The sequence below is a fragment of the Stieleria maiorica genome (assembly GCF_008035925.1).
Taxonomy (GTDB): Bacteria; Planctomycetota; Planctomycetia; order Pirellulales; family Pirellulaceae; genus Stieleria; species Stieleria maiorica.
Window position 1 is genome coordinate 3,092,210 of record NZ_CP036264.1, and the last position, 13,780, is coordinate 3,105,989.

The following is a 13,780-nucleotide window of genomic DNA, read 5'->3' on the forward strand; positions in this document are numbered from 1 at the left end:
GCCTCCTACAGTTCCAAATCGCTCCGGCCGGTGACGTTCTCAAGAGCCGCCCGCGACGTTCGCGGGACTCTCCATCACGGGTGGCACAACGCCTACGGAAAATCCGTGTCGGACCGGTGTTGCTGTAGATTTCGGCGCATCCACCTGCTAGCAGGTAGGTTTTTTCGGATTTTGCCGTCGAATCAAGCGTGCGAAGCCGTAAAGATTACCTAGCTTGCCGCAGAGGCCACCGAATCGATCGCCGCTCGCAATTCGGCCACGAATTTGGCCACCGCGTCGGCCGCATCCACCGCTTCGGGATGTTCGGCAATCCGCCGCACGACCGCCGATCCGACGATCAGCCCGTCGGCCACCGGCGCCAATTTGGCGGCGATGTCCGCGCCGCTGATTCCGAACCCGATGCAAATCGGCAATTCCGTCTGTCCCCGCAACCAACGGACACTCTCCAGCAGATCGGCGGGCAATTCGTTGCGCTCACCCGTGATGCCGGTCACCGAGACGTAGTACAGAAACCCCGAGGACGAATTCGCGATCTGGACCTGCCGCTCGCGAGGCGTGGTGGGGGTGACCAGTTGGATCAGGCTGAAATCTTCGTCGCGACAGATCTTGGACAACTCGTCAGCCTCTTCGACCAACAGGTCCGGCACGATCGCCCCGGCGTATCCGGCCGCCTTGGCCCGCCGGACGTATTCCTGCAGCCCGACCCGATAGATGATCGCATAGCTGACCATCGTCACCAGCGGCATTCCCAGCCCCGCGGCCTTGTCCTGTCCCAGCTGGAACGCCTGTTGAAGCCGAAATCCGTGGTCGAGCGCGCGTTGATAGGAGGCTTGAATCACCGGGCCGTCGGCAACCGGGTCGCTGTAGGGGATGCCGATTTCAGCCAGATCCGCCCCCGCAGCGGCCAACCGCTCCAGAATCACGCCCGTCGCCTCGATATTCGGATCGCCCGCGGTGATGAACGGCATCAACGCCTTGCGCTGTTCAGACTTCAATCGGGCAAACAAATCGTCGATGGCAGACATGGGCTGGCGTCAACCGTTTTGATGGGAAAAGGGGAGGCGGCAATGGGAACGCGAAAGCGTACTCCAAACCAGGGGCTTCGTTTAGACCCCCAGGAATTGGAGTGCCGGGCCGTCGCTACGCTCGCCAGCGCGTGGAACGAGGTACTGGATGCGGGCGTGAGGCGGAGCCTCATAGACAGGGTGTTCCAAGGCGGAGCCCGGGAACAAGGGTGGGGTTAGGGGGAATCGAACGAGCCCACGGATGGCAGCGCGAACCCACGGATCCCTGACCGCATCACATCCGTGGGTTCGCGCTGCCATCCGTGGGGATTGACTTGGTGTCGTGGCTGGGAGCGTCTGTATTCAGCCTGGACTCGATCGCCGCGGCCAGCATCATCAGTTGCATCCACTGGCCCAGCGAATGGGTGTCCAGCACCGGCAATGTGATTCGGTTTTGCCGGATCCCTACATCTGCGAGCTGCTGGTCGATCGTCGCGGCAATGTGTTGTTGTGTTTGCCGAACCGATTGCGAATCATCGCCGCGCCGCAGCGGGTTTTCTGGCGTGACCGGCAGCGGGTCGGTGCGGATCGCCGCCACATCGACGTGGTTACAGACCAATGGCTCGCCGCGAAGGCACCCCGATTCCAGCTGCTCGTTCAACACCGACCTGCCGAACTCGGTCGCCACGTCGATCGGCCAGTGGTGGGGATGCAGACACTGCAGCCAGTCTTGAAAACCGGTTAGGCTGCGGGCCCACCAAGCGGACAGACGCTTGCACTCCGCCGATCGGTCGTCGCCCGTCGCCGCCGCCCGGTTGGCCGCCACAAACCGCAGCACCAGATTTCGTTCAAACGGCTCCTTGCGAAAATTTTCGTTGATCGCCGCAGCCCCGACCAGCAATTGAATGCAGTCCAGGCCTAGGAACGCGGAGGAGAGCAGGCCCAGCGGAGTGAAAACGCTGGAGCGATTCTCGATGGAATCGGGCACGCGTAAGGACTGGTCGAACCCGTGCGAGGCAAGTCGCTGGGCGATCGGGCCACCTGAAAGGGAATGGACCGGGCCGATCGCGGTGACCAGCCGTGCGCGAAGCTCGGGAGCGATCGACGGCGTGTTTGATATCAGTGTTTCGACCAAATGATTCAACACGTAACGTGGCGAATCAGAACGCCCCGCGGCATCGGCCGCGATGATCGCCCAAGTCCGATCGGCAACCCCGTCACCGTACCCGCCGGCGGATAAGCGGCCGATCAAGGATTGCAACTGGTCGTTGTCCAAATCATCGCCGGCAAAATAAATCCGGGGTTTGCTGCCACGTGCGGCACGAGTGGTTTCGTTGTGAAACGGGTCGCAACAGGCTGCGGCGATCGCGCGAGCCCCCAGAAATCCTCCGCCGGATCCGGTCATCACCACCGCGTCGATGTGGTCATGCAAGCCGTTGGCGATGCGAAAGATATGCCCCAATTCACTCGTCTCGCGGTGTTTCTCGTACGCCAGCAACTGCTGTTCGGGCAGGGCAAAGAACGGCAGATCCGCCGCCAGCCGCGGACACAAATTCGCTTCCAACTCGAAATCCACCGCGTTGGCGTCGACGAAGACATCACGCGCCGATTCGAGCGACGCCGGCAATTCCTCGGGCAGGGAGGTTTCGGAACATTCCAGGCGGATCAACGGCATTCGGGGTTCTGAAGCAAAAGATGACGGAAGTCGGCAATCGAGGAATTCAAGGATCGGCGATAGCCTAATCCTCTGTCGCAGCTTGGTTTTCGGGTAGTGGACGAGGCGACGAGTCCATTCGTCTAGCGAACTGCAAGGACTCCTCGCGTCGTCCACTACGGCTTACCCCAGGATGAAGACGAGACGGAATCCTAGACGCCAACCAAAGCCACGCCCACCGGGAAGTGGCCCACTTTGGAGGACGCCTGGTCTGGGCTAACATTCTGTCTTCAAACCGAAGGACATTTTGCCCGCGTCCGCCGCACGGCGGCCGCCTTTTATTCACACGCCCCGTCGCCTCCAGAATCCAATCGCTCCCAGAATCATGACCGAAGTTCGCCGCAAACCTGTCGTTTTGATTGTCCGTGATGGCTGGGGCGAGAACCCTTTTCCGGAGTGGGACAAGGCCAACGCAGTTGTCCAAGCCAAGATCCCGGTCTCCGATGCCCTGATGCAGCAGTACCCCAACGTGCTGATCAAAACCTCGGGCGAAGACGTCGGGTTGCCCGCCGGCGTGATGGGCAACAGCGAGGTCGGTCACCAGAACATCGGCGCCGGTCGGATCGTGGATCAAGAAGTGATGCGAATCACGCGTTCGATCCGCGAAGGAGCATTCTTTAAGAACGAGGTCTTGTTGGGGACGCTGGAGCACGTTCGCCAGACCGGCGGCAAACTGCACATTTTGGGATTGATGTCCGATGGCCGCGTTCACAGCGACTTGGAGCACGCGTTGGCCGTCGTCGACATGTACAAGGACAGCGGATTACCGGCGGACCGGTTGGTCGTTCACGCGATCACCGACGGGCGCGACACCTCGCCGACGGGAGGCTTGGGCTATGTGCAACAAGTCCAAGACAAACTGGATCAGTCCGGGGTGGGCCGGATCGGAACGGTCGTCGGGCGCTTCTACGCGATGGACCGCGACCTCCGCTGGGAACGGGTTCAAACCGCCTATGACGCCTTGACCAAGGGGGCCGAGCGGACGGCGGCTTCGGCTGCCGAGGCGATTCAGTCGTACTATGACAATCCGACCGAACCGAGCCGCAGCGGCGACGAATTCATCGAAGCGACGTCGATCGTGCCCCCGGGCGGCGCCGCGACGACGATCGGCGAGGGGGACGCGGTGGTGTTCATCAATTACCGCGGCGACCGCACGCGTGAAATCACCAAAGCGTTCGTTTACGACGACCCGACTTGGGCAGACATTCCCGGCGGCGGCTTCGATCGGGGGGCGAAAATCGACAACCTGTACTACGCCACGATGACCGGCTATGAGACCGGATTGCCGGTCAAAGTCATCTTCGAAAAGCCCGCCAAGATGCCGAACATCCTGGGCCAATACGTTAGCGACCTGGGGCTGCATCAGTTCCGCTGTGCGGAAACCGAAAAGTACCCGCACGTCACGTTCTTCTTCAACGATTACCGCGACGATCCGTTCCCCGGCCAGAATCAGGAAATGGCTCAATCGCCGCGCGACGTTTCGACCTATGACCAAAAACCCGAGATGTCGGCTGCGGAAGTGACCGAGTACGTGCTCAAGGAAATCCAGTCCGGTCGCAGCGAAATGATCATCGTCAACTTTGCCAACGGCGACATGGTCGGCCACACCGGTGTGTTGCAGGCGGCGGTCAAAGCCGTCGAAACCGTGGACGCCTGTGTCGGCAAGATCGTCGACGCGACCTTGGCCGCCGGGGGATCGTTGGTGATCACCGCCGATCACGGCAACTGCGAACAGATGATCAATCCCGAAACCGGTGGCCCGCACACCGCGCACACCACCTACGACGTCCCGCTGATCGTGGTCGAGCCGGACTTGGACGGCAAGACGCTGCGCAGCGGAGGTCGTCTGGCCGACATCGCCCCGACCGTGCTGGCCCTGATGGGACTGGAAAAGCCCGCCGAAATGACCGGTGAAAGTCTGATCGATCTGGGCTGAGACCGACGCAGCAGAGCCGCTCGCTTTCGCCTCGCGCTAGTGCTTCGCCGTTCGTTCCCTGCCTCGTTCCCAGGCTCCGCCTGGGAACGCAATGCCGGTGTGGCTCCCGCCACACGTACTTTCAATCATAAGCTGAGCCGTAGGCGCTAGCCTCGGGCTTTCAATCATAAACTGAGCCGTAGGCGCTAGCCTCGGGCCTTACAAGTCTCGAAGGGCAATTCAAGGCCCGCGGCTAGCGCCGTCGGCTCACTTTCTGCCGCCCCCCCGCCGACGCGGCGAATTGATGCACCGGTGACAATTTCGTCTGCGCTTGTTAGTTTTTTGGTCGCATCCGCCGCAATTTTTGCCCGCCGATCCGCCTACCACTGCCAATCAATACGACCATGAGTGATTCTGCACCGAGCATCGTTTACACGTACACCGACGAAGCTCCCGCGCTTGCGACCTTGTCCTGGCTGCCGATCGTTCGAGCGTTTGCCGGCAAGGCGGGCGTTTCGGTCCCCACCAAAGACATCTCGCTGGCCGGCCGAATCCTGGCAAACTTTCCCGAATCGCTGAGCGACACCCAAAAACGCGAAGACGCACTGACGTTGCTGGGTGAACTGGCCAAAACGCCCGAAGCGAACATCATCAAACTGCCCAACATCAGTGCCTCGATCCCGCAATTGACCGCAGCGATCGCCGAACTGCAGGCCGCCGGCTACGACATCCCCGATTTTCCCAGCGATCCGAAAACGGACGCCGAAAAAGAAGCCCGTGCCCGCTACGCCAAAGTCCTCGGCAGCGCCGTCAACCCCGTGCTCCGCGAAGGTAACTCGGATCGGCGTGTCGCCGCCGCCGTGAAGAATTACGCCAAAGCCCATCCCCACTCGATGGGCGAGTGGACCGCCGATTCGCCGTCGCACGTGGCCCACATGACCGAGGGCGACTTCTACGGCAGCGAAAAATCCGCGGTGATCGAAAAGGCGGGGTCGCTGAAGATCGAATTGGTCGCCGCCGACGGATCACGCACGGCACTTCGTCCGCCGGTCGACGTCGATGACGGCGAAGTCATCGATGCGGCGGTGATGAGCGTCCAGAAATTGCGGGCGTTCTACGAAGCTCAAATCGCCGACGCGCGTCAATCCGGAATCTTGCTCTCGTTGCACCTGAAAGCGACGATGATGAAGGTTTCCGATCCGATCCTGTTCGGACACGCCGTCAACGTTTACTTTGCCGACGTCTTTAACAAGCACGCCGACACGTTCGCCAAGCTGGGCGTCAACCCGAACAACGGCGTCGGAGGCCTGGAGGCGAAGCTTGCCGATCTGCCCGAATCCGAAGCCGACGCGATTCGCCAGGACTTGCAAGCGACCTACCAGAACGGCCCCTCGCTGGCCATGGTCGACTCCGACCGCGGTATCACCAACCTGCACGTGCCCAGCGATGTGATCATCGACGCGTCGATGCCCGCCGCCATTCGCAGCTCGGGAATGATGTGGGGGCCGGATGGAAAACTGCACCCGACCAAAGCGCTGATCCCCGATCGCTGCTATGCCGGCGTCTATCAAGCGGTGATCGATTTCTGCAAAGAGCACGGCGCTTTTGATGTGACCAAGATGGGCTCGGTCAGCAACGTCGGGTTGATGGCCAAAAAAGCCGAAGAATACGGATCGCACGACAAGACCTTCGAAATCCCCTCCGACGGAACCGTCGAGGTGACGGACGACTCCGGAACCGTGATCTTCCAGCACGCCGTCCAGGCCGGCGACATCTGGCGGATGTGTCAAACCAAGGACGTTGCGATCCGTGACTGGGTCCGACTGGGCGTCCAACGGGCACGGCTGACCGGCGCGCCCGCGATCTTTTGGCTGGACGACCAGCGCGGTCACGATGCCAACCTGATCAAAAAGGTGAACCAGTATCTGGCAGACCACGACACCGACGGATTGGATGTCCAAATCATGAACACCGTCGACGCCACACGACACGCTTGCCAGCGCGCCCGCGAGGGTCAGGACACGATCGCCGTGACCGGCAACGTGCTGCGGGACTACCTGACCGATTTATTCCCGATCCTGGAACTGGGCACCAGCGCCAAGATGCTGTCGATCGTTCCGCTGCTGGCCGGCGGAGGCCTGTTTGAAACCGGCGCCGGTGGATCGGCCCCGAAGCACGTCCAGCAATTCGTTTCCGAAGGCCACTTGCGATGGGATTCCCTCGGAGAATTCCTCGCGTTGGCGGTTTCTCTGGAAGACCTGGCCCATAAGTCCGGCAACGAGAAAGTCGCCGTGTTGGCCGAAACACTCGATGCGGCGACCGATCAGTTCCTGGCCAACGACAAATCACCCAAACGCGGCGTCGGGGAACTCGACACCCGGGGCAGCCACTTCTACATGGCGCTCTACTGGGCCGAAGTTCTGGCCGGACAAACGAAAGACGCCGAATTGGCCGCGGCCTTCGCTCCCGTGGCCAAGGCGTTGCGGGACGGCGAGTCCAAAGTGGTCGAGGAGTTGGCAGCCGCCCAAGGCAAACCGGTCGACTTGGGAGGCTACTACGAACCGGACAGTGAAAAGGCCGCCGCCGCCATGCGGCCCAGCGTCACGCTGAACGACGCAATCGCAAGTTTGGGGTGAGGGGAATCAGTCCCTGTCGGACGTGCTGACCGGTTCAATCGCCGAGGCGGGGAGCCAAGCTTCGCGCCCGTCGGACAGCCTGACTCGCACCCAATCGTCACGATCATCGGTGATCGAAACCTCCAGACCGGCAGGAACCGGTTGCCGGAATTTGGGTGGAGCGTTGATCGAATCTGCCGAGCGTGCGGTCACCTCGGCCCGCATCACGACAGCGTCACGTTGTTCGGTGTCACGTTGGTCCGTCCATGATTTTGCGACGATCCCGATCCAAACCAGCGCAAAGACGACGACAAGATTGCGGACCACCGGTTTCTCGGTCCGCAAGTAAAACGCCGCAAGCGTCATCGTCAGCAAAAAAACGATGGCGGCGATTCCCAACCAGTGATCGGGCTTGATTGATTCCGTCCAGTCGACGATCGAGCCGAACGAAATCGCATCATCTTCCGGCGTTGGCACCCAGTCGGGCAGCAACGTCCTGGCAAAGTCCAAATTTTGGCGTGCCCGTCGGTGGTTGGGATCAACGGTCAACGCACGCCGATAGGCCAAAACCGCTACGCCCAGACGCTCGGCGCCCAACGCGGCATTACCCTGATTCAAATACAGATCCGGACTGATCGATTGATCGGGGGCTCGCCGGCGTTGACTTGAGATCGCTTGGGTGAACAAGGTTTCCGCCCGAGCGAACAATTCAATCCGTCGATCTCGATTTGTTTCGTCCATCGCGGACTGGTAGGTGCGGATTGCTTGCTGCAGATACGCGGTGGGATCGGTCGTGACCGCATCGTCGGCGACCACGATCGACGCCGGGCCGAACGCCAGCAACATCCACAGAACCCTCATGGCCGACCATCGCATCATGCCGCACCTGCCTTTGACTTGATCGCGTCGACTGCCGCCAGGGCGCGATCGACCAGGTCCGTTGAGATCGTCGCATCGGGATTGCCCTCGGGCCGGTAAGCAATCGCATCACACTCGGCGAGCAGACGTTGGATGGCCGATCGATCAGCGTTGGGGAATTCCAGCTGAACCACACGAAGCGCATCGGCGATCTGTTTGGCCGCGTCCTTCTCGGGCAGTTTGCCGGCCGCGGCGATGCGGCCGCGTTGATTCCGCACGACGGCAAACGCTTGGCGGACCGCGGGGTCGACCTGACGCCGCCTTCGATCCAACAATGCGACGATCAGGCACACCGATCCCAGGGCGTAGTTGACGATTTGAAAGGACGGCTTGGCCAACAGGCTGGTGGATCCGGTCAATAAACGTTGCGGGTCTCGCTGGATCGCCAAATCGGCGCCGCTGAGCGTCAAACTGCCGGCGCCGCCGGGCATCGAGGGTTGGTCCGACGGGGCGTAGGCCGAGCGTGAGGAAGCGTCGGGGGAATCCCCGGGTTGGCTGCTGACGACCGCGTCCGCTCCGACGACTTGGGCCGGCATCACGCGTAGCGCGATCGGCTTGGAACGCGTCGTCCGATACTGTTCCTGTTCGGCGTCGAACCAGGAGTAGGCGATCGCAGGAATTTCGCTGATGCCTTCATCGAGCACGCGAACCGAAACGAAGAACTTTTTACCGTCCTGATCGTCTTCGATGGCACCGGTCACGTCGCCTTCGGGCAAACGAAAATGCTGTGGATCCAAGCCGCCGTCGGCCGACAGCGGCGGCAGCGTGGCCCCTTGGATATTCCCGTCGCCACGCAGATGCAGCGTCAATCGAATCGGGTCCCCCACACGCACGACGGTGCGATCGGCACTGGCATCCAATGAAAACCCGCTACCGACGGCGCCGGAAAAACTCTCCGGACGCCCCTCACGGGGGAACGGTTTGACCTCAAACGTCAACGGCTCGCCCGCAGCACGGAACAGTTCCACCTTGGCCGGACGACGGCGACCACCAAAGGCTTCTTCCAGCAACGATCCCCCGAAGCCGAAGCCACCGAGTTGTGATCCCTGACGATTGCCCCACTGTGTGACCAATTCGATCGTGGCGGTCATCGGCGGGATCTCGTATGTTCCCGGTCGGTTGGGAATCAACGTCCGCTGTGCCGTCACCACCGTGAACTCTTTTCCGTCGTCCGTTTCACGCGTTGCCGTGGCGGCCAATGACAGTGTGCCCGCGTCGGTCTGGATCGGCAACCGCGATCCGCCCCGTGGCGGCGGTGGGTCGGGGGCGAATTGAAATGCGTCCAGAATCGTTCCATCGATGTTCAGCTGATTGACATTGTCGATATTGCCGGCGAACCACCACTGGATTTGAACGGGCACCCGCTGGTCGGGATATGCCGATTCGGGCAGCTGCAATTTGATCCGCATGTCGTCGGTCGTGGGGACCTCCGCGAACGTCATCTTGATCGGGTCGACGCGTTCTTCGATGCCGCCCTGGGTGATCACGAAGGGACCGATCTCGTACTCGCCGGGTTGGTTCGCGGTGACGTGGAACTGGATCGTGTGGGTCACTTGCTGGACGCGGCGAATCTGACCGCCGGATTGAAACATCCGTTGAACGATCCGCGGGCTGACACCGCCCAGTCGAACACGCACGTCCGACGAGGATGCCTCGGCGACGCACTGTGGTTCCGGATCGGCTTCCAATCCATTGACGGTCAATTGAACGATCGCGTCGACGCCGACGTAGTGCGGTGGATTCTCGGTCGCGACCTGCACGGTCACCTCTTGGGCGACGGCCGGTGCGGCCAGCAGCATCGCCGTAGCTACCTTCGCCAGAAGGTGGATCCCCGGCGCATGCCACGCTCTGGCGAGCGTAGCTACGGTTGCGGCGGCGTCACGGTTGTATCGATGCGATCTCATTGCCATCACCAATCCTTTTCCACCGGTACCTGACGGGCATGCTGACGTTCCTCTTTGTCCCGACGTCGTTGTGCTTCGCGATCTCGCACGGCTTGCAAGATGCGCGAGGGATCCATTTGGGTGTCCTGCTGCTTTTCTTGTTCCTGCGGTTGGTTCTCGCCGGACTGCTGTTGCTGCTGCTGTTGTTGTTGCTGCTGGTCTTGTTGTTGATCCGATGGATCATCCTGGGGTGGTTGCAACTCGCGCAATGCCTCGATCAGCTTTTCCAACGCCACGTCTTGTGGTTCTCGTGCGGCTGCGATCTGAGGCATTTCGGCGCCGAGTTGTTCGGATGCTTTGGTCATTTGTTCGGCGGACTCCGTGACCAGGCTTACCGCCTTTTTCGCCCGCTCTGCATTTTGTTGCATCATCTGTTGTTGCTGCGGGTCGCTGGCGGCCGCTTGTTGATCGTCATCCGATGCGGATTCGCTCTGCTGTTTCAATGCGTCGGCGATCTGCGACGCAACTTCGGAGAGTTCGTCTTGCCGCGATGCGATTCCGGCCGCAGCGGTCTGTTGCCGCTGGGCCTCTTCGTCGGATTCCAATTGCAAGGCGGCCGTCTGCTCGGTTTCATCATTGATGTCCGCCTGCCGCTGGGCGGTTTCTTGCAAATGTTCGACGATCGAAAAGAACAACCGCCGGAGTTCCTGGAGCGTTTCGACGGCGGCATCGGCGTTGAATTGGGAGCGTGCGAACGGCGGCGTGGTTGTGTCGTCGGTGGTGGTCGCTGACACGTCTGTCTCGGCAGACTCGGACGCCGTTACGGGGGCTTCCTCGGTGTCCGCCGGCGACTCCGGATCAGCAACGTCGTTGATGTTTTCGGTATCGATATCGACTGCCACATCGGGCAGCGCGTCGATGACGGCCTGCATCTGATCTCCCGCCCGCACGGCCAATTGCTTGGCAAAGGTCAATCGCTGCAATTCCGCCGACGGTTCGGCGCTGTCTGTGTCCGCGTTTTCCGCTTGCGCGACTTCCGATGGGGAAGATTCCGCATGCCGGATCGCAACGTCGATCTCTTCGATCAATCGCTTCAGACGCTGCAAGTTTTGGGTTTGGTTTGTGGTGACGATGTCGACGATTTGTTGCCGGACATCGGCGGACGCCGGATCGACCGTCGGCGGTGGATCGTCTTCGCTGGACGGCTCCGATTGCGTTTCCGAATTCTCATTGCCGCTGACCTCTGCCAGCGCGGTAGCGACCTCTTGTTGGCCGGCGTACGCCAATTCGATCAGCGTACGCAGGTCTGCGAATTGCTCTCTGGCAAGCTGCAACTCCTTCAGCGCGTTGACCTGTTCTTCGTTGGCTCTCCGGTAGTCGGGCAAAGCAATCTTTTCGCCGGCCGACTTCATGGCTGCGGTGGCCGCATGCAGATGGGGCATCGCGCGGGTCAGTTTCTCGACGAACGCCTGTTGCTCGGGCGCCATTTCGGTTTGACCACCTTCTTCAGCATCGTTTTTCGTCGCGCCGGCTAAACCCGCCGCCAAGCGATTGGTCAGTTCTTCGCCTCGGGCGGTCAGGTCGGATTGACTGTCGGCCAGGAATTCTTGATCGATCCAGTGGGGGATCGGCGGCAGGTCGTCTTGCCGGCCGACGTCCTGCCCGCCAATGATTTGGCTGTCCAGTGCTTTCAGCGCCGTCTGCTGTACCGTCTCGGCGACGTCTCGCGAAAGGCTGTCCAAGATTTCCAGCGGATCTCGCAACTGATCGCGGGCACGTTTCAACTGGTTCAATCCCATCGCAGCACGACGAAACCCGCGAGCTGCCTGGCGACGGCGGAGCTGGCTGCGTGATTGTCCGATCCGTTGGCTGCTCTGGTTCAGGTAATTCAACACACCAGAAAGTTGTGCGATGCGAATGTTTTCCTCCGGCGATCGATCCGCCTCCGCTTTCACCTCCAACGACTCCAGCTCTCCGGCGGCCAGATCGACGATGTCCTGCAGATCGGATACTGCGACACGCTGATCAACGGCCAGCCGCTGGAACTGGGACCGATACTGATCGGCGATGTTCGGATCGTCGCTGCGAGCGATCTGTTCGACCAGCCCGCGCAGCGCTGTGATCGATTGCCGTTGCCCCTTGATCAATGTGTCCAACTGCGTCGCCAGGTCTTGGTCATCCTTTTGGTTCAATTGATCGCGCAGCTGTGTGATTCGCAGCAAGACGACTTCCAGGTTATGGCGGGCCTGGTCGGCGTCGCTGCGTAACCGAACGGCATCGCGGAACCAGCCGGCGGCGCGTTGAAGATGCTCCAGCGCTCGTTCGGGTTCCTCACGGATGCTGGCGTCGGCTCGATTGATTTCGACCCAGCCCAGGTTGTAGGTCGCGCGAAATCGAACCTCCCCGTCACCTCCGGCTTCGCGTCGGGCTTGATTGAGCAACTGTTCCGCTTCGTCCAGGTCTCCGCCCAATCGGGCCAGTCCGCGATTGTACGACTCGCGGGCGTCGATCGGTTGGTCGACTTCCCGGCTGCCGGGTTCGCTTGCGCTGTCAGCCGCAGTTGTCGGTGATGTTTCCGCGGGGGGCTTTGTGGGTTGAACGCTGTCGGGTTGTTCGGCCGGCGCAGGTTGCGGCGTGACCAACATTGTGATCATCAACACCAACGCCGCCTTGGTGCTCGCGCCCATCGGCGGTTGCTGCCACATCGAATCCACGTCTGCGTTGCGACGGTTCCCCAAGACGATCGCGGCGATCAAGAAAATCAGCCCGGCAAGGATCAGCCACTGAAACGCGTCGTGCCGGATCGCCCGCCCTTCGGTGGACAGCTCACCGCGGACCAACGGCTTGATGTGCACGTCATAGATCGATTTCAGATCCAAACTGCCCGTTCCCGCGGGGATATAAACACCTTCGGTGGCCAAGGCGAGTCCGCGCAGTGTTTCGCCGTCCAGGCGGCTGATGACGGGGCGGTTATCGGCATCGAGCAGCGGTTGTTGCACGCCTGTTCGGGGATCGGTGATGCGAATTTCGCTGCCCGCTTCATCCCCCAAGCCGACCGCGACGACTTTGATCCCGCGTTCGACCGCGTCCTGGGCAACATCCAACGGGTGCGAATCGTGGTCTTCGCCGTCGGTGATCAGAACGACGACGCGCGAGACGTCGCTTTCGGATCGAAATCCGTCCAGTGCTTTGCGCAGCGGTTCTTCCAATCGCGTGCCGCCGCGGCCCACGCTGTCGGGGCCGGCGCCGTCGAGCACCAGTTTGAAGAATCCGTAATCGGGTGTCAGCGGACACAAGACACTGGCCCGGCCTGCGAATCCGATCAACCCGACTTGATCGCCATCGAGAAACGTCAGCAAGTCGGTGATGTCGGCCTTGGCCCGCTCCAGCCGATTCGGCGCGACGTCTTCGGCCAGCATCGACTTGCTGACATCCAAACAAAACATGATCTGTGCGCCGACACGGGGTGCTTTCACGTACGTCAATCCGAATTGCGGTCGCATCAGCGCGATGACAAAACACACCGCGGCGAGCCCCAGCAGCAGCGTCACGATCGTTCGCCGGATCCATGACGATCGAGACACCAGACGCGGCTGCATGGTCGCCGACAGGAAACGCGACAGCGCATCACCACGCCGCTGCTCCAACCAGAGCAGCGCGCCGACGGTCGCCAACACACCCCACAGGGCCGTCGACCAATCTGGTGTTGCGAATCGAAAATCCGACATGGT

General features: G+C 61.3%; 7 protein-coding genes. 2 read left to right on the plus strand and 5 right to left on the minus strand.

The window, feature by feature from the left end; genetic code table 11:
- Positions 1–209 precede the first annotated feature (209 nt).
- Both trpA and Mal15_RS10755 read right to left on the minus strand, forming a co-directional pair.
- Entirely contained in the window at positions 210–1,025 is an 816-nt protein-coding gene (gene trpA, locus Mal15_RS10750; RefSeq protein WP_147867759.1) for a tryptophan synthase subunit alpha, read from the minus strand.
- A 274-nt stretch (positions 1,026–1,299) separates the two neighbouring features.
- Positions 1,300–2,679 carry a glucose-6-phosphate isomerase gene (locus tag Mal15_RS10755; protein WP_147867760.1) on the minus strand — a complete coding sequence of 460 codons (1,380 nt, stop codon included), beginning with the start codon at positions 2,677–2,679 and terminating at the stop codon, positions 1,300–1,302.
- A gap of 364 nt (positions 2,680–3,043) precedes the next feature.
- Here Mal15_RS10755 and gpmI point away from each other — a divergent pair, with 364 nt between their 5' ends.
- Complete coding sequence (gpmI, locus tag Mal15_RS10760; RefSeq protein ID WP_147867761.1) at positions 3,044–4,654, plus strand: 2,3-bisphosphoglycerate-independent phosphoglycerate mutase; 1,611 nt, start codon at positions 3,044–3,046, stop codon at positions 4,652–4,654.
- A 383-nt stretch (positions 4,655–5,037) separates the two neighbouring features.
- On the plus strand, positions 5,038–7,269 hold the full coding sequence (locus Mal15_RS10765; RefSeq protein WP_147867762.1) for an NADP-dependent isocitrate dehydrogenase: 2,232 nt from the start codon (positions 5,038–5,040) through the stop codon (positions 7,267–7,269).
- Between the two features lie 6 nt (positions 7,270–7,275).
- Here the strand turns inward: Mal15_RS10765 and Mal15_RS10770 are convergent, their stop codons facing one another.
- The 3 genes from Mal15_RS10770 to Mal15_RS10780 are packed head-to-tail and all read right to left on the minus strand — an operon-like array spanning position 7,276 to position 13,777.
- Entirely contained in the window at positions 7,276–8,109 is an 834-nt protein-coding gene (locus tag Mal15_RS10770; protein WP_147867763.1) for an SH3 domain-containing protein, read from the minus strand.
- A gap of 14 nt (positions 8,110–8,123) precedes the next feature.
- On the minus strand, positions 8,124–10,076 hold the full coding sequence (locus tag Mal15_RS10775) for a BatD family protein (RefSeq protein WP_147867764.1): 1,953 nt from the start codon (positions 10,074–10,076) through the stop codon (positions 8,124–8,126).
- Positions 10,076–13,777, minus strand: coding sequence for a VWA domain-containing protein (locus Mal15_RS10780; RefSeq protein WP_147867765.1), 3,702 nt, complete (start codon positions 13,775–13,777; stop codon positions 10,076–10,078). The genes Mal15_RS10775 and Mal15_RS10780 overlap by 1 nt, the downstream gene beginning before the upstream one ends.
- Positions 13,778–13,780: the final 3 nt, after the last annotated feature.

What these genes read in the sequence shown, in the direction of transcription:
- Mal15_RS10780 (WP_147867765.1), bottom strand. Translation starts at nt 13,777, where the DNA reads ATGTCGGATTTTCGATTCGCAACACCAGATTGGTCGACGGCCCTGTGG.
- trpA (WP_147867759.1), bottom strand. Translation starts at nt 1,025, where the DNA reads ATGTCTGCCATCGACGATTTGTTTGCCCGATTGAAGTCTGAACAGCGC.
- Mal15_RS10770 (WP_147867763.1), bottom strand. Translation starts at nt 8,109, where the DNA reads ATGAGGGTTCTGTGGATGTTGCTGGCGTTCGGCCCGGCGTCGATCGTG.
- Mal15_RS10765 (WP_147867762.1), top strand. Translation starts at nt 5,038, where the DNA reads ATGAGTGATTCTGCACCGAGCATCGTTTACACGTACACCGACGAAGCT.
- Mal15_RS10775 (WP_147867764.1), bottom strand. Translation starts at nt 10,076, where the DNA reads ATGGCAATGAGATCGCATCGATACAACCGTGACGCCGCCGCAACCGTA.
- Mal15_RS10755 (WP_147867760.1), bottom strand. Translation starts at nt 2,679, where the DNA reads ATGCCGTTGATCCGCCTGGAATGTTCCGAAACCTCCCTGCCCGAGGAA.
- gpmI (WP_147867761.1), top strand. Translation starts at nt 3,044, where the DNA reads ATGACCGAAGTTCGCCGCAAACCTGTCGTTTTGATTGTCCGTGATGGC.